Origin of the sequence: Enhygromyxa salina, assembly GCF_002994615.1 — a bacterium.
GTDB classification, from domain to species: Bacteria; Myxococcota_A; Polyangia; order Nannocystales; family Nannocystaceae; genus Plesiocystis; species Plesiocystis salina_A.
In genome coordinates, this window is record NZ_PVNK01000138.1 from 52,129 (window position 1) to 67,269 (window position 15,141).

General features: G+C 70.6%; 15 protein-coding genes. 10 read left to right on the plus strand and 5 right to left on the minus strand.

Annotation, left to right across the window (positions count from 1 at the left end; all coding sequences use genetic code 11):
• Positions 1 to 338: 338 nt before the first annotated feature.
• The 5 genes from ENSA5_RS14360 (at position 339) to ENSA5_RS14380 (ending at position 5,387) form a co-directional block, all read left to right on the plus strand.
• On the plus strand, positions 339 to 2,000 hold the full coding sequence (locus tag ENSA5_RS14360) for a glutamate synthase-related protein (RefSeq protein ID WP_106392222.1): 1,662 nt from the start codon (positions 339 to 341) through the stop codon (positions 1,998 to 2,000).
• 16 nt (positions 2,001 to 2,016) lie between these two features.
• Positions 2,017 to 2,910, plus strand: a complete 894-nt coding sequence (locus tag ENSA5_RS14365; protein WP_106392223.1) for a hypothetical protein — start codon at positions 2,017 to 2,019, stop codon at positions 2,908 to 2,910.
• 174 nt (positions 2,911 to 3,084) lie between these two features.
• Complete coding sequence (locus tag ENSA5_RS14370; protein WP_106392224.1) at positions 3,085 to 3,549, plus strand: hypothetical protein; 465 nt, start codon at positions 3,085 to 3,087, stop codon at positions 3,547 to 3,549.
• 62 nt (positions 3,550 to 3,611) lie between these two features.
• Complete coding sequence (locus ENSA5_RS14375; RefSeq protein ID WP_106392225.1) at positions 3,612 to 4,604, plus strand: NAD-dependent epimerase/dehydratase family protein; 993 nt, start codon at positions 3,612 to 3,614, stop codon at positions 4,602 to 4,604.
• Positions 4,605 to 4,625: 21 nt separating this feature from the next.
• Positions 4,626 to 5,387 carry a DUF1295 domain-containing protein gene (locus ENSA5_RS14380; protein WP_106392226.1) on the plus strand — a complete coding sequence of 254 codons (762 nt, stop codon included), beginning with the start codon at positions 4,626 to 4,628 and terminating at the stop codon, positions 5,385 to 5,387.
• Positions 5,388 to 5,393: 6 nt separating this feature from the next.
• Here ENSA5_RS14380 and ENSA5_RS14385 read toward each other — a convergent pair whose 3' ends face one another.
• Positions 5,394 to 6,209, minus strand: a complete 816-nt coding sequence (locus ENSA5_RS14385; RefSeq protein ID WP_106392227.1) for an SDR family NAD(P)-dependent oxidoreductase — start codon at positions 6,207 to 6,209, stop codon at positions 5,394 to 5,396.
• A 43-nt stretch (positions 6,210 to 6,252) separates the two neighbouring features.
• Positions 6,253 to 6,714 carry a helix-turn-helix domain-containing protein gene (locus ENSA5_RS35975; protein WP_258182847.1) on the minus strand — a complete coding sequence of 154 codons (462 nt, stop codon included), beginning with the start codon at positions 6,712 to 6,714 and terminating at the stop codon, positions 6,253 to 6,255.
• A gap of 186 nt (positions 6,715 to 6,900) precedes the next feature.
• Here ENSA5_RS35975 and ENSA5_RS35980 point away from each other — a divergent pair, with 186 nt between their 5' ends.
• The gene (locus ENSA5_RS35980) at positions 6,901 to 7,338 is read left to right on the plus strand and encodes a nuclear transport factor 2 family protein (RefSeq protein WP_146155699.1); all 438 of its coding nucleotides are present in this window, start codon (positions 6,901 to 6,903) and stop codon (positions 7,336 to 7,338) included.
• Positions 7,339 to 7,393: 55 nt separating this feature from the next.
• Here ENSA5_RS35980 and ENSA5_RS14395 read toward each other — a convergent pair whose 3' ends face one another.
• Positions 7,394 to 8,029 carry a hypothetical protein gene (locus tag ENSA5_RS14395; protein WP_106392229.1) on the minus strand — a complete coding sequence of 212 codons (636 nt, stop codon included), beginning with the start codon at positions 8,027 to 8,029 and terminating at the stop codon, positions 7,394 to 7,396.
• Positions 8,020 to 8,958, minus strand: a complete 939-nt coding sequence (gene argF, locus ENSA5_RS14400; RefSeq protein WP_106392230.1) for an ornithine carbamoyltransferase — start codon at positions 8,956 to 8,958, stop codon at positions 8,020 to 8,022. Before argF ends, ENSA5_RS14395 begins: the two co-directional genes overlap by 10 nt.
• 246 nt (positions 8,959 to 9,204) lie before the next feature.
• Between argF and ENSA5_RS14405 the strand changes: the two genes are divergently transcribed.
• The 4 genes from ENSA5_RS14405 to ENSA5_RS14420 all read left to right on the plus strand — a co-directional run bounded on the left by ENSA5_RS14405 (position 9,205) and on the right by ENSA5_RS14420 (position 14,544).
• The gene (locus ENSA5_RS14405) at positions 9,205 to 10,518 is read left to right on the plus strand and encodes an arginine deiminase (RefSeq protein ID WP_106392231.1); all 1,314 of its coding nucleotides are present in this window, start codon (positions 9,205 to 9,207) and stop codon (positions 10,516 to 10,518) included.
• Between the two features lie 14 nt (positions 10,519 to 10,532).
• Positions 10,533 to 11,522, plus strand: a complete 990-nt coding sequence (locus ENSA5_RS14410; RefSeq protein ID WP_258182848.1) for a carbamate kinase — start codon at positions 10,533 to 10,535, stop codon at positions 11,520 to 11,522.
• Positions 11,523 to 11,643: 121 nt separating this feature from the next.
• Positions 11,644 to 12,597, plus strand: a complete 954-nt coding sequence (locus tag ENSA5_RS14415; protein WP_106392232.1) for a dienelactone hydrolase family protein — start codon at positions 11,644 to 11,646, stop codon at positions 12,595 to 12,597.
• A 351-nt stretch (positions 12,598 to 12,948) separates the two neighbouring features.
• Entirely contained in the window at positions 12,949 to 14,544 is a 1,596-nt protein-coding gene (locus ENSA5_RS14420; protein ID WP_106392233.1) for a hypothetical protein, read from the plus strand.
• 34 nt (positions 14,545 to 14,578) lie between these two features.
• Here the strand turns inward: ENSA5_RS14420 and ENSA5_RS14425 are convergent.
• The coding region (locus ENSA5_RS14425) for a DsbA family protein (protein WP_181197750.1) at positions 14,579 to 15,141 on the minus strand (563 nt) is incomplete at its 5' end.

A 15,141-nucleotide genomic window follows, 5' to 3' on the forward strand; every position in this document is an offset into this window, starting at 1 on the left:
CGACGCGGACCCCCGTGTTGTGCAGAGTCGTCGATCAACCACGCTTTGCGCGAAGCTTGGTCCGCACGCGGCCGACCAGCTCGTCGAAGCGCCGGGGCGGATCTCGACTGACTGGGGCAAGGGGGCGAGCCCTCGCCCTACGCGGCGCGGCTTGGTCGATAAAAACGCCGCGACCTCGTCGATGCGCTCGACGAGCTCTCGCTCCCTTGGGTCTGGGCCCTCGTGGGCCACGGCGTTGGGAGGAGAGGCCCGATCGTGCCAAGCTGAGGCCACGTGGATGCGCTGGTCTGGTAACCCCGAGGCCCGCGCCGCGTTGCCCTGCCAAGCCGGAGCCGTCCATGCCTGATCGTCCCCCCATCCCCTCCGCCGCCGAGCCGGTCGTCGTCGCCAGTTGGAGCGAGCTCGGCGACCGCCAACCCGCCCACGCGCTCGTCGCCGACGTCGATCTCGTCATCGTCCGCTTCGATGAGCGCGTCTCGGTCCTCTACGGTCGCTGCCTTCACCGCGGCGCGCTGCTCAGCGATGGCCACGTCGACGGGCCCAACCTGATCTGCGGGGTCCATGACTGGGACTACCGCCTCGACACCGGCGTCAGCGCCTACAACAACGCCGAGGCCCTGCACAAATTCGGGGCCTGGATCGATCAGGACGCCGACACGGTCGTCGTCGACCGGCTCGAGATCGCGGCCTGGGCCGAGGACCACCCCCAGCCCTTCGATCGCGCCGCCTACCAGGGGAGCTACGCCGACACCCACCCGGTCGCCGCCGAGCCCTTCAACAAGCGGATCCGCTCGCTGGCCCGCGACGGCCTGAGCAAGACCGGTCACCACGGCCCGAGCTCGGCGATGGGCGTGCCGCTGACCGAGCTGCCGCGTTGGTCGAGTATTCAGATCGTGACCGCGCAGCTGGCCCGACAGCCGCGCCTCGACGACGAGCCCGTCGGCACCGAGCTGGTCATCGGGCCGACGGCCGCCAAGCCGCTGCGCCTCGAGATCCCGCTCTTCGTCAGCGACATGAGCTTCGGCGCCCTCAGCGAAGAGGCCAAGCTCGCGCTCGCGCGCGGGGCCGAGCTCGCGGGCACCGGGATCTGCTCGGGGGAGGGCGGGATGCTGCCCGAGGAGCAGCAGGCCAACTCGCGCTATTTCTACGAGCTCGCCTCGGGCCGCTTCGGTTGGAGCCTCGACAAGGTCGCGCGCTGCCAGGCCTTTCACTTCAAGGGCGGGCAGGGGGCCAAGACCGGGACCGGCGGGCACCTGCCCGGATCCAAGGTCAGCGGCAAGATCGCCGAGGTCCGCAACCTGAGCGAGGGCGAGCCGGCGATCAGCCCGGCGACCTTCCCCGATCTGCACACCGTCGCCGACTTTCGCCGGGTCGCCGACGAGGTCCGCGAGGTCAGCGGGGGCATCCCGATTGGCTTCAAGCTCTCGGCCCAGCACATCGAGGCCGACATCGACTTCGCGCTCGAGATCGGCTGTGAGTACCTGATCCTCGACGGTCGCGGCGGCGGGACCGGGGCCGCGCCCGAGCTGTTCAAGGCCAACATCTCGGTCCCGACGATCCCCGCGCTCGCGCGGGCCCGGCGGCACCTCGATCATCGTCGAGGCGAGCGCGGCGGCGGCGAGGTCACGCTGATCATCACGGGCGGCCTCCGAACCGAGGGCGATTTCTGCAAGGCCCTCGCCCTCGGCGCCGACGCGATCGCCGTGTCAAACGCGGCGCTGCAGGCGATTGGTTGCCTCGGCATGCGGGCGTGTCACACGAACAACTGCCCGGTCGGGATCGCAACCCAAAAGCCGCAGCTGCGCGCCCGCCTCGAGATCGAGCAGTCCGCCCGCCAGCTCCATCGCTACTTCAGCTCGACCGTGGAGCTCATGAAGATCATGGCCCGCGCGTGCGGGCACGAGCACCTGCGCGAATTCTCGATCGACGACCTCACGACCTGGGACCGCGACATGGCCTACCTCAGCGGGGTCGCCTACGGCGGGGTCGTGCCGCTTTGAATCCACACATCCGACCATGACCGTCAGCATCGACTTCTCCGACACGATCGCCAACTGGCTGCCGCTCACCCGCCCCCGCGCGCGCGAGCTCGAAGACACGCGCGTGCAGCTGCACTGGGCCGCGCAGCTGGTCTCGGCCGTAGGCACGACCTTGTGTGAGCCTCGCGGCGACTACTCGCACACCAACCTCGAGTGGTCGGCGGCTCAGCAGGGGCTGTCGAGCCAGGCCAGCGACACCACGCCCTCGCTGCGGGCGCTGCTGCGCTTCCCCGACGTGAGCATCGAGCTGCTGCGCGATCAGGGCGGCGACGCCGAAAGCTCGCTCGTCACGATCGCCCTCGAAGGGCGGCGCTTCGCCGAGGTGATGGAGCAGCTCGGGGCCGCGGCCGCCGAGGCGCTCGGGCGCCCGGCGTTGAAGCTCGAGCGTCCCAGCCACGATCTGCCGGCCTCCCGCGTCGATCCGAGCGGGGCCGCCGAGCCCTTCGGAGGCTGGAAGGACCACGCCCTCGTCGAGCTCACGCGGTGGTTCGCCAACGGCGATCGGGCCCTGCGAGAGCTGCGCCGCCAGGACCCGCGCGCGTCCGAGGTCCGCTGCTGGCCCCACCACTTCGACATCGCCAGCTTGGTCGTGATCGAGGGCGAGGACGGGCCCGAGGGCGAGGTCACCCGCAGCCTCGGCGTCGGCATGACCCCCGGCGACGGCAGCTACGCCGACGCCTACTGGTACGTCACGCCCTGGCCCTACCCGGCCTCGCCCGAGCTGCCGCCCCTCGCCGGCGGCGGCATCTGGCACAAGGAAGGCTGGGTCGGCGCGGTCTTGACCTCCACGGCGCTGCGCGACCCTCAGCCTCAGCGCTTCGCCGAGTTCATGCGCTCGGCCCTCGCCGCGTGCGAGGCGATGGTGGGTTAGGAGCCTCCAAGGAGCGATGACCTCCCCGAACCCCGCACCGTCAGCGACCCGAGCCCGGGGTGGCGACGATTGGTACTCGAGCAATTGGGGAGCGGAGGCCGCGCCTGGGGACCGATTTGGAGAGGTGCTGATGCCCGCTCGTGCCATGCCCATGCGACCGTGGGAGACTCTCCCGTGACGAAGCTCCACGCTCAGCTGGTGACGCTGCTGGCGTCGTGTCTGGTGGCGCTCTCGTGCGGTCGATCCCCGATCGGTTCCGATGACGGCCTCGAGGCCGGCCCCGACCTCGCACCCGACCTGCCCGTCGACCCCGCGCACTGCGGTCAGAGCGAGACCAACTGCGTCGGCCCCATGGGCATCGGCGATTGCGTCGAGGGCGAGTGCCAGGGGCGGCTCTTCAACTGCTGGACCGCGGGCTCGACCTGCGCGGACGCCTGCGCCGAACAGCCGGGATCCTCGTGCGCCGAGGGCCGCTGCGAAGGAGCGACGGCCTTTGGTTGGGGCGGCCAAGATCACGACGAGAGCGTCGAGCTGTGTACGTGGGCGGACGAGGCCAGCGCGACACCGCTCACGCTCGCGTGTGACGAGCCGCTGCCCTTCGCCGACTTTCCGGGCATCCGCTGCTGCTGCAAGTGGTGAGCTCGGCGGTCGTGTGATGTGGGGCAACCCCCACCTGGCCGCGCGCGAGTAGCCTGCGGCACATGCCAGTCGTCGTCACCGGTGCGTCGGGCCACCTCGGCGCCAACCTGGTCCGCGCGCTCCTCGCTCGCGGCGAGCGGGTCCGCGTGCTCGTCCACCGCAGCTCGTCGGCGCTGCGCGAGATCGAGGACCAGCTCGAGCGCGTCGATGGCAGCGTGTGCGAGCCCGATACGCTCGGCCCCGCGTTCGAGGGGGCGCGCCGCGTCTACCACCTCGCAGGGGTGATCTCGATCGACGGCGACCGCGAGGGGCTCGTGCACCGGGTCAACGTCGAGGGCACGCGCAACGTCGCGCGAGCCTGCGTCGAGCGGGGCGTCGAGCGCCTGGTCTCGGTCAGCTCGGTCCACGCCTACGACATGGACCCCCGCGACGAGGTCCTCGACGAGGGCCGGCGGCAGGTCGCGGATTCGCTCGCCCACAGCGCCTACGACCGCAGCAAGGCCCTGGGCGAGCGGGCCGTCCGCGCGGCGATCGACGACGGCCTCGACGCGGTCATCGTCAACCCGACCGGGGTCATGGGCCCCGTCGACTTTGGGCCTTCGCGGCTCGGGCAGCTGCTGCGCGACCTCGCCGACGGGCGGCTCCCGGCCCTGCTCGACGGTGGCTTCGACTTCGTCGACGTCCGCGACGTCGCGGCCGGGGTCATCGCCGCGGGCGAGCGCGGCCGCTGCGGGCACAACTACATCCTCGGCAACGCCTGGTACTCGATCCGCGAGCTAGCGAGCCTGGTCGAGGCGGCGGGGGGGCGGCGACCGCCGCGGCTGGTCAGCCCGGCCTGGGCCGCGCGCATGGGCGTGCCCTTCGCGCGGGTCGCGTCGCGCCTGACCGGCCGCGAGCCGATGTTCACGCGCGAGTCCCTCGACATCCTGGACTCGAATCGCTCGATCTCCAGCCGCAAGGCGCAGACCGAGCTCGGCCACTCGCCGCGGCCGCTGGCCGAGACCGTGGCCGACACGCTGGCGTGGCAGGCCGCCCAGGCCCAGGCAGCGAGCTGATCATGCTATCGATCGCCGCGGATGGCGGATAGCCCCGAGCTTCACCGTGGCGCAACCTGGGTCCTGATCGGGCTCGCGGTCGTGACCTTCGTCGTGCTGCGCCGCATCGACGCCCCCTACGGACGCCACCAGCGCGCGAGCTGGGGCCCGACGATGCCCGCGCGGCTCGGCTGGATCGTGATGGAGACCCCGGCCGTGCTGGTCTTCGCCGGGATCTACTTCCAGGGGCAGCATCGCTTCGAGCTCGTGCCGCTGATCTTGCTGGGCATGTGGCAGTTCCACTACGTCCAGCGGACCTACGTGTTCCCCTTTCGCATGCGCGGCGAGGGCAAGACCATGCCGATCGTGGTCTGTGCGTTGGCCTTCGTGTTCCAGCTGCTCAACAGCTACATCAACGCGCGCTGGATCTCGCACTTTGGCAGCTACGGCGGCGAGTGGCTGTCGGACCCGCGCCTGTGGATCGGCGCCGCGCTGTTCCTCGGCGGCTGGCTGATCAACTTCAAGGCCGACGCGATGCTGATCGCGCTGCGCAAGCCCGGCGAGCAGGGCTACAAGATCCCGCGGGGCTGGCTCTACGAGCGCATCTCGTGCCCCAACTACCTCGGCGAGATGCTCGTGTGGATCGGCTGGGCGGTCGCGACCTGGTCGCTCGCGGGCTTCGGCTTCGCGCTCTACACGATCGCCAACATCGGCCCCCGGGCGCTGGCCAATCACCGCTGGTATCGCGAGACCTTCGAGGACTACCCCGAGCAGCGCAAGGCCGTGATCCCCTACCTGCTGTGACCGGGCTCAGCCGCCTCGCTCGCGCCGCAGACGCTCCTTTTGCTTGGCGCCCTTGCGGACCAGCCTCGGCTTGAGCATCCGGCGCAGGCCCGGGAGCAGGTAGGCCAAGGTCGCGAGCTTGGCGCCCGACACGGGATACTCGCGCTCGACCTGGCGATCGCGGGCGCAGGCGAGGATCATGGCGGCGACATCGTCGGCGGTGCAGATCGTCTGCGACAGCACGATGTCCTCGACCTCGTCGAGCTCGTCCATGATGAACCCGGTGTCGATCGGGCCCGGGCTCACGACCGACACGCTGACCTTGGTCCCGCGCAGCTCCTCGGCCATCGCGTAGCTGAACGCCCGCAACCCGAATTTCGTGGCCGAGTAGGTCGCGGCCCCGTCGAGCGGGACCTTGCCCGCGAGGCTCGCGACGTTGACGATGAACCCGCCCTTGGTCATGAGGTGGGGCAGGGCCAGGCGCGAGAGCACGATCGGTGCGCGGAGGTTGACGTCGACCATGGTCGAGAGCTCGTGGCCCTCGCGCTTGCCGACCTCGCCGCGAAAGTGGGCGCCCGCGTTGTTGACCAGGCCCTGAACGCCGCCGAAGCGCTCGACGGTCGCGTCCACGACCCGCTCGAGGGCGTCGTTGTCGGCGACGTCGGCGGTCATCGTCAGGACGCGATCTCGATCGCCGATCGCGGCGGCGGCCTGCTCGAGCGGCTCGGCCCGGCGCGCGACCAGGACCACGTTGGCGCCGCTGCGATGAAAGTGCTCGGCCGTCGCACGGCCGACGCCGAGCGAGGCCCCAGTGACGATCACGGTGTGGTTGGTGAACGACATGGGGCCGCCTTAGCACAGCGGCGCCAGTTGGTCGCGTATGCGCTCACTCGATCTCGATCGTGACCTCGTGCGGCCCGGCCCAGTGCTCGTCGGGGCTCGCGGCCGCCTCGGCCCGGGGCCCGAGCTGCAGGGCCGCGCGCAGCAGCGCCTCGCGCCCGCCGACGCCGGTCTTGGTGAACACGTTGTGGAGGTGCCACTTGACCGTCGCGCGGCTGATCTCGAGGCGCTGGGCGAGCCGCCGGTTGTCGTCGCCCTCGAGCACGCCCGCGAGCACGTCGCGCTCGCGCTGGGTCAGGGCGTGGCGTCGGACGAGGCGCTCGATCGCCCAGTCGAGCCGCGCCCTCGCGTCGCCCTCGCCGAGCTCGCGCATGACCTCGTAGCCGAGGGCTTCGAGCACGGAGGTGATGCGGCTCGCGTCGTCGTCTTGGGCGACGCGAATGTGGACTTCGGGCTTGGCTGCTGGCTGGTTTTGTGCGCTCACGAGGGTCTCCTGCTTGGTGCTCACCTCAGGTTGGGGCGCGCACGCGGGACCGTCAGGGACGCGCGTGACACCGGCGCGTCGCGTGACGAACGGTTGCGACCAGTCAGCGCTGGGGTCGGGCTCGGCCCCCTCCGATCGCATGGGCTACGTCAACGGCGCCGGCAAGGACGGCTGCCAGCGGTTCAGGCTAGCAGCCTGCTAAGCTGGCGCATGAGGAAAGACGCCGCGTCCTGCGTCCGCGAGCAGCTCGAGGCCTTCAACGCGCGCGAGTTCGAGCGCTTCGCGGCGAGCGTGTCCGAGGACATCCGCTACCAAGAGTTCGGCAGCGGGCTCATGGTCGAGGGCCGGGCCGCCTTCGTCGCGGCCACGACCGCGCGGCTGAGCGCGTGGTCCGACGTCCAGGGCACGATCCTCTCGATCGTCGACGGCGGCGATCAGGCCGCCGCCGAGGTCCGCTGGGTCGGGACTCACGACGGCCCCGTGCCGTCGCCCGCCGGAGAGCTCCCGCCGACGGGCGCGACCATCGAGCTCAACACCGTGGTCGTGGTTCGGGCCGCGGGCGGCGTGATCACGACCGTGAACTACTACTTCAACATGCTGCGGGTCCTGGAGCAGATCGGCGGGCTCTCGAGCCCACCCGACGCCTGAGCTGTGCGAGGCCTCCGCGGCGCGCCAAACCGGGGCGGCGGTACGGGGCCGGGGCTCAGTTGTCGGGCGCGAACTCGACATTGGCGAACCACCGCTCGATCTCCTCGGCGTGGGCGTCCCACAGCGCGGGCGCGCCCTCGGCCGAGATCGCAAAGACCCGATCGCCGACGATCGCGAGGCGCTCGCGCTTGCGGATCGTGCCGAGGCGGGCGTGCTCGGCCACGAGCTCGGCCTCCCACCCGGGGGCCCCGGCCAGGGTCACGGCGTGGTCGCTCGTGTACTCGACGTGGTCGAAGAAGGCCTCGTTGTCGGCCCGGTACAGCGACATCAGCACGGTGTGGGCGTCGGTCCGCTGGTCGACGGGCTGGCGGTGGGTCTTGGCCGCGACAAACAGGAACTCGCGCGGATCCTCGCGGCGGCAGCGAAGCGCGACCGCGGCGGCCTGATCGTCGCCGTGCTCCTCCTCGAGGCACTCCCAGCCCTCGCCCGTGGGCGTCGGCACGGCCACGCGTTTGTTGGCCGAGACGAAGCGACCGGGGCCGGGCTCGAGCGGCACGAACGAGGCCGCCGAGGCCTCCGGGGTTGGGCCTCCGGACTTGGTCGCGGACTCGGTCTCGGCCTCGCCCGCGCTCGGCTTGCAGGCGAGGAGCCCGACGCACAGCAGCGAGGCCGCGCGTCGACTCAGGACCAAGGTCGGGCCTCGAGCAGCAGCAAGAGCAGCGCCTTTTGGGCGTGGAGGCGGTTCTCGGCCTGGTCGAACACGACCGACTGCGGCCCGTCCATGACCTCGTCGGTGACCTCCTCGCCGCGGTGGGCGGGCAGGCAGTGCATGAAGATCGCCTGCTCGCCGGCCCGGGTCATCAGGGCCTCGTCGACCTCGAAGTCGGCGAGCAGACGCAAGAGCCGCTCGGCCTCGGCCTCTTCGCCCATGCTCACCCAGGTGTCCGAGTAGATCACGTCGGCGCCGACGACCGCGTTGTGAGGGTCGCTGGACAGCTCGATCTTGGTCCCGGCCGCGGCCGCGTCGGCCCGGGCCTGCTCGAGCACGAAGGCGTTGGGCGGCAGCTCGCGCGGGCAGCAGCAGACCACGTCCATGCCCGCGCGCGGGCCCGCGAGCATCAGCGAGTGGGCGACGTTGTTGCCGGCCCCGACCCAGACCAGGCGCTTGCCCTTGGTCGCGCCGTGGCGCTCGTGGATCGTGAGGAGATCGGCCAGCGCCTGGCAGGGGTGGTACATGTCCGTGAGCGCGTTGATGATCGGGATCGAGCCGTGCTCGGCGAGGTCGTCGACCTGGCGCTGGCCGAAGGTCCGGATCACGATGGCGTCGACGTAGCGCGACAGGACCTTGGCGGTGTCGTGGGTCGTCTCGCCCCGGCCCATCTGCATGCCCGTGCCGCCGCCCGTGCTCAGGACCAGGGGCTGGGCTCCGAGCTGCGAGATGCCGACCTCGAAGGAGATCCGCGTGCGCGTCGACTGCTTGGCGAAGATCATCGCGATCGAGCGACCCGCGAGCGCGTTCGCTACGCTGGCGGGGTTTGCCTTGATCTCGACGGCGAGGTCGACGAGGCGCTGGGTCTGTGCGGGGGTCAGATCGAGCAGGCTTCGAAGGTGGTGTGTCATGCGCGGGGGACCTTAGCGCATGTCTCGACGCCTCGTCTGTGGATGCGCCCGCGAGCGCCCGGCGATCGGTGTCAACTCTCATCGTCTCCAAGACTGTGTTTCTCCAGCCAACGACGATTACTCTTGCACGCTCGCACGCTCGCACGCTCGTACGTTCGACGCAGGATAGCTCGCCGCGCGTGGCGCCTCCGCCCTCCGCGAGCGCGTGCTTGACACCTCGCTCGGCGCGGACGCACCGTGCATACGATGCGTGCCCCCGTCCAGATCAATGACGAGATCAGCCCCTTGCGCCGGGTCGTGGTCCACCAGCCCGGCGCAGAGATCGTGCGCATGACCCACTGGGACCTCGAGCGCCTCCTGTTCGACGACCTCCTGTCGCCAGCCGAGACCGCGCTCGAGCACCAGCTGATGGTCCAGATCCTCGCCGACGCCGGGGCCGAGGTCCTCGAGATCACCGAGCTGCTGGCCGAGGCGGTGACCCGGGCCCCGATCGCCGCGCTCGAGCAGCTCGTCCACCGCACCTGCGAGCTCGCCGGGGTCAGCGAGCTCGGGCCCAAGCTCGTCCGCTGGCCCGGCGACGAGCTCGCGCGCGCGCTCGTGAGTGGGGTCCACTGGCGCGACCTCCCCGACCTCCCGCCGAGCCTGGCCCGGATCCGCGCGCGGATCTCCGACCCCCGCGACATGGCGCTCAACCCTCTGCCCAACCTGATGTTCATGCGTGATCCCTGCATTGCGATCTACGACCGGGTGATCGTCGGGCGCATGGCCACGCCAGCTCGGGCCCGGGAGTCGCTGCTGACCGCGTTCGCGCTCGAGTGGGCGGACCAGGGCGTGTCCGGAGAGCTGTCCTTTGCCGATCCCCACGCCCAGCCCCAGGCCCACAGCGGGCTCGAGGGCGGCGACGTGCTCGTGCTCTCGCCCGAGGTCCTGATGATCGGCTGCTCCGAGCGCAGCCAGCCCCAGACGATCGAGTATCTGGCCCGCGAGGTCCTGTTTCCGAGCTTCGCCAAGCTCGAGCGCGTGTACGTGGTCATGCTGCCGCAGCAGCGCTCGATGATGCACCTCGACACCGTGCTCACGCAGGTCGACACCGGCTTGTTTCTCGGTCACGCCCCGCTCTTGGGCCGCTCGCTGGCCGACGGCGGGGCAGGGGTGGTCTGCCTCGCGCCCGGGCGCGCGCCGCAGCTGCGCGAGGAGCTCAGCGTCGTCGACGTGCTCCGAGAGTCGTTTGGTCCGGACACCACCCTCGTGGCCTGCGGCGGCGAGGATCCCCTCCACCAAGAGCGCGAGCAGTGGACCGACGGCGCCAACTCGATCTGCCTCGCGCCCGGGAAGATCATCTTGTACAGCCGCAACGTCCGAACCATCGAGGCCCTCGCGGGGCTCGGCTTCGAGCACGTCCGGGTCAGCACCGTGCAGGAGCTCGACCACCGCAAGGAGCTGGTCCGCGCGGGGATGGCCGCCGAGCGCACGGTGTTTGGGTTCTCGGGCAGCGAGCTGTCGCGCGGGCGGGGTGGGGGACGCTGCTTGACCATGCCCCTGCGCCGCGAGCGGACCTGATACGCTTCGATCACGTGGGCGACCCAGAGGTCTCGAACTCCGATCCCAACACTCCGACCCCGACGGTCGTCGTCGCCATGGGCGGCCACGCGTTCATGCTCCCGGGCGAGCGCGGGACCCATGAGCAGGCCGTCGAGAACGCCCGCGCGATCTGTGCCGGGCTGATGGTGTTCGTCGACCGCGGCTACAACGTGGTCCTGACCCACGGCAACGGGCCGCAGGTCGGCGACTTGCTCGCGCAGGTCGAGCGGACCCGCGAGCACATCCCGCCGCGGCCGCTCGACGTGCTCGTGGCCGAGACCGAGGGCAGCCTCGGCTACCTGCTCCAGCGCGCGCTGCTCAACGAGCTGCGCCAGCGCGAAGTTCGGCGCTACGTGGTCACGGTCATCACCCAGGTCCTCGTCGACAAGCTCGATCCCGCGTTCGCGGCTCCGGCCAAGCCGGTCGGGCCCTCGCTCAGTGAGGGGCGGGCCAAGCAGCGCGAGGCCGAGGACGGGTGGGTCGTCAAGCTCGACGGCAAGCGAGGCTGGCGGCGGGTCGTGGCCTCGCCGCGGCCGATCAAGGTCATCCAGCGGCACATGATCCGCGAGGCCGCGCACCGGGGTCACATCGTGATCGCGGCCGGCGGTGGCGGGGTCCCGGTGACCAAGGATCCGAGCTCCGACGACTACATCGGGGTCGAGGCCGTGATCGACAAAGATCTGACCTCGAGCGTGCTCGCAACGGACGTCCGCGCTGACCTCTTGGTCATCCTCACCGCCGTCGACGGCGTGTACCTCAACTGGGGCCAACCCAACGAGAGCCGCCTGGGCGCGGTCACGATGGCCGAGTGCCGCCGCTACATCGACGAGGGTCACTTCCCGGCGGGCTCGATGGGGCCCAAGGTCGAGGCCATCTACGGGTTCATGCAGCGTGGGGGCAAGCGCGGCCTGATCACCGACATCCACAGCCTCGCCGACGCCCTCGACGGGCGCGCCGGGACCCACTTCGTCGGCCGGATTTGATCCAGGCAAGACGAGGGGCAAGACGAGGGGCAGGACGAGGGGGGCAAGCGGGTAACCCGCAGTGAGCCTTCTGGGGGCCGTGTGCTTGTTTGGGCGGGCGTCGCCGTCGACAATCGCCGCGATGTTCGACCGCGCAGCGCTCCTCCTCTCGATGTCGTTGGTGGTCGTCACGGGCTGCGGACCTGCGGGCGACGGCGCCGTCGCGTGCGGACAGCTCGAGCCTCGCAACGCCGACGAGGTCGCGCTGTGCAACGGCCTCGACCAGGCCGTGATCGCCCGGGTCGCCGTGCCCGAGGGCGAGCCGCCGGCGTCGGGCTGGCCGGGCGTCGTCATGCTCCACGGGTCGGGCGGGTTGTTCCTCGGCGGCGACCCGTGCAGCGAGACCCTCCAGGATCAGTTTCGGATCTGGGCCGACATGCTGACCTCGCGCGGCTACGCGGTCGCGATGCCCGCGAGCTTCTACTCCCGGGGGTTTTGCGACTGGACCGAGAAGGCCACGGTCCCGCGCGAGCTCGACGAGCACGAGCGCCTGATCGTGCGGACCTTCGACGGGGTCGCGGCCGCCGACTGGCTGTGCGACGACCCCCGGGTCGACTGCTCGCGCCTGGCCCTGCTCGGCTTCTCCAATGGCGCGTCCACGGCGATGATGATGCTCCACGAGGATCTCGGCGCCGCCGACGACCCGCGCCTGCACGAGCTCGCCGATGCGGTCCCGGGCTTCTCGGGCGGCGTCGCCTACTACCCGGGCTGCGGGCTCCAAGGTGAGCTCGCCAGCCACCTCGCCGAGGCCGAGGTCGATCGCTACTACTACCCGCACGCGCCAATCTGGGTGCCCCACGCCGAGAAAGACGCGCTGCTCGCGACCTGCGAGGAGCTGCGCGACCCGCAGGTCGACGTGATCGCGGATCGGGAAGATGTCAGCGAGGACCGGTTCGAGCTCGAGGTCTACGCGGGGGCCGACCACGGCTTCGACGTGTGGTTCACCGGCGATCCCCAGGCCGACCGTGAAGCCCGCGTCGACGCCCAGGCGCGCGCGCTCGCCAAGCTCGCCGACTGGTTGTCGGACTCGCCCTAGACCAAGCGCTGAATTGAAAAAGCTGAATGATTTTCGTCTAGTACGAGCCGCAAGGCGAGCGTTTGGGGGGAGCAGAGGGGGCTCTGCCGCCGCAGCGAGGGGCCGTTTTGAAAGGCCCCTTGAAGACTCGCAGGTTGCTGAAAACCGACCACGACCCAGAGCACGCCCTGAGGTCCAATGCCTCGGTCGCCAAACGCTCGCAGTACGCCTGATTCGTCGGTCTGAAAGAACCAGCGTTGGTCGCAGACGTGCTCACTCGTCATGAGTCGAGACGCACAAGAGCAGGTGCGCATGCCCTTCACGCTTCCCCGATCCTGGACTCAGGCTCTCGCCCGCAGGCAAAGGGCGCTCGTGTATGAGCTGCAACGTGCCGTGGGCCTCGCCGTGGGTCTCGCCAAGGTTGGGCCCGCCCAGCGCGAGCCCGTCTCACACGAGCTGTTGGTCCGCCTTGGCGTGCTCGAGCGCTTGCCGAGCCGGTGGCCCGACTCGCCACGGCTCGACGCGTTGCCGTGGGGGGCGGTCACGAGCCGCCCGCCGAGTCCGGTGCTGCCGCTCTCGCTCGATGGTCCGTGGCCCCAATCGCCGATCGTCGACCCAGGCTTCTCGCCGCCGGTGTTGCAGGTGCCGCCGGACGAGCGCCAGCTTCATCGCCGCTACAACGTGCTGCGTTACCTCGGCCAAGTCACGGCCCTGACACCGATCGCCGCCGCACAGGCGCTGCAGGGCCCGCGCGCGGTCGCGGTCGACGATGAACGCTTTCGCGAGCTGCTCAACGCGACCAGCTTCTCGCAGTTCATCGTCGCCCTCGACGGCGACGATCGAGAGGTCTTCGCCGACGAGCTCGCCGAGTACCCGGCGACGCCACCGTCGGCGTGGGCCAAGATCGACGCGAGCGTCGTCGATCCCGGCTTCGCCCTGCCGGGGGTCCACGTCGCGCCCACGCGGACCTTGCTGCGCTGGGACGGCCAGCGCTTCTGCCCGCTGGCGATCCACTTCGAGGATCGACCCCGCGCGACCTTCAGCCCGACTGATGGCGCGGCGTGGGAGCTCGCGCGCTACTTCGTGTTGCAAGGGCTGCAGCACCTGTTGGTCCTCGTGTTTCACCCGCGGCTCCACTTCCCCGGCGACACGATCAGCGCGATCACGCAGACCGTGCTGCCCCAGGGCCACCGTCTGGCCCGGCTCCTCGCGCCTCACCTACGCTTCGGCCTCGGCCTCGACGAGGCGGTGATCCACCATCGGCGCTCGGTCCTGCACAATTCCCAGCGCGAGCTCTACACGCCCTTTCCGCTGACGACCGAGGGCACCCATCGCGGGGTCGTGCAGGGCATGCGCGGCGTCCCGGCCAAGGCCGCGTTCCCGGCGTACCGCTTCGACGCCGAGCTGCTCGACGCGCGCACGCCCTACGGTCGCTTTCGTCGCGACTGGCGCGCGCTCACGCGGGCCTTCGTCGCCGAGGTCCTCGACGACCTCCCGGCCGACGACGAGGACGTCTGCCGCTGGGCCGACGCGATCGCGCCGTGGGTGCCCGGCTTCCCCGACGGCGAGGCGATCCGCCGCGGCGGCGCGCTGGTCGACACGGTCACGACGCACCTGACCCGGACCAGCGTGTTTCACACCGCCGACCACCACAGCTACGCGGGTATCCCGATCAATGAGCTGCCCTGGCGGTTGCGCGTGCCCCCGCCCAATGTGCTCCGGCCCGCCCACGTCGAGCTCGACGCGCTGTGCTCGGTCGAAGACTACTTCCGCCACAGGCTGTGCCACGCCATGTTCTTCGCCCCGGTCGTGCTCGAGCCGCTGAGTCGCGTTCGCTACGGTTTTCACCGGCCGCGGCTGCGGGCGGCGCGACGCGAGTTCGTCGCCAACATGGACGAACTCGACTCGCGGTGGGCGGGCTCGACCTTTCCTGCGAGCGCGGAGATCTCTGCGGGGATCCAGTACTGAGCTGCGCCGCGAGTCATCGTCGGCGCCGCGGTGGTCAGGGCGGCCCCTTGCCGGCCAGCTCCTCCTGGATGATCGCCTCGAAGTTCGCGATCGGTATGGCCCCGGTCAGCGGGCGTCCGTTGATGAAGAAGGTTGGCGTGCCCCTGACGTCGAGGTCTCGCTCGCAGAACTGAAGCTGCTCGTCGATCCGCTCCTCGGTCTTCTGGGCCGCGACGTCCTTGCGAAAGCGCTCGATGTCGAGGCCGAGCTGCTTGGCCATGTCCTCGAGCTCGGCGTCGCTGCGCTTTTTGGGATCGGCGTAGAGCAGGTCGAACATGTCCCAGAATTTGCCCTGGTTCTCGGCCGCGACGGCGGCCCGGTGGGCGGCGCGGGCGTGCTGGTGCATCGGCAGGGGGTGGTGGCGGAAGTAGACGGCGAGGTCGCTCTTGTGGTCCTTGAGCAGCTGCTCGAGGGTCGCGGTCGAGCGCTTGCTGTAGGGGCAGTCGAAGTCGCCGCACATCAAGATCTCGATCTTGGGCTTGCTCGCTCCGCGCTTGGGCAGGCCGTGGAGCGCGGTCGCGTAGCGGGCCTTGGCGGCGGTGGGGACCGGGGTTGGGG

Bases quoted from the DNA above. Each gene is read 5' to 3' on its own strand.
- ENSA5_RS14415 (WP_106392232.1), top strand. From the start codon at position 11,644: ATGTTCGACCGCGCAGCGCTCCTCCTCTCGATGTCGTTGGTGGTCGTC.
- ENSA5_RS14380 (WP_106392226.1), top strand. From the start codon at position 4,626: ATGGCGGATAGCCCCGAGCTTCACCGTGGCGCAACCTGGGTCCTGATC.
- ENSA5_RS14375 (WP_106392225.1), top strand. From the start codon at position 3,612: ATGCCAGTCGTCGTCACCGGTGCGTCGGGCCACCTCGGCGCCAACCTG.
- ENSA5_RS14360 (WP_106392222.1), top strand. From the start codon at position 339: ATGCCTGATCGTCCCCCCATCCCCTCCGCCGCCGAGCCGGTCGTCGTC.
- ENSA5_RS14385 (WP_106392227.1), bottom strand. From the start codon at position 6,209: ATGTCGTTCACCAACCACACCGTGATCGTCACTGGGGCCTCGCTCGGC.
- ENSA5_RS14365 (WP_106392223.1), top strand. From the start codon at position 2,017: ATGACCGTCAGCATCGACTTCTCCGACACGATCGCCAACTGGCTGCCG.
- ENSA5_RS35980 (WP_146155699.1), top strand. From the start codon at position 6,901: ATGAGGAAAGACGCCGCGTCCTGCGTCCGCGAGCAGCTCGAGGCCTTC.
- ENSA5_RS14405 (WP_106392231.1), top strand. From the start codon at position 9,205: ATGCGTGCCCCCGTCCAGATCAATGACGAGATCAGCCCCTTGCGCCGG.
- argF (WP_106392230.1), bottom strand. From the start codon at position 8,958: ATGACACACCACCTTCGAAGCCTGCTCGATCTGACCCCCGCACAGACC.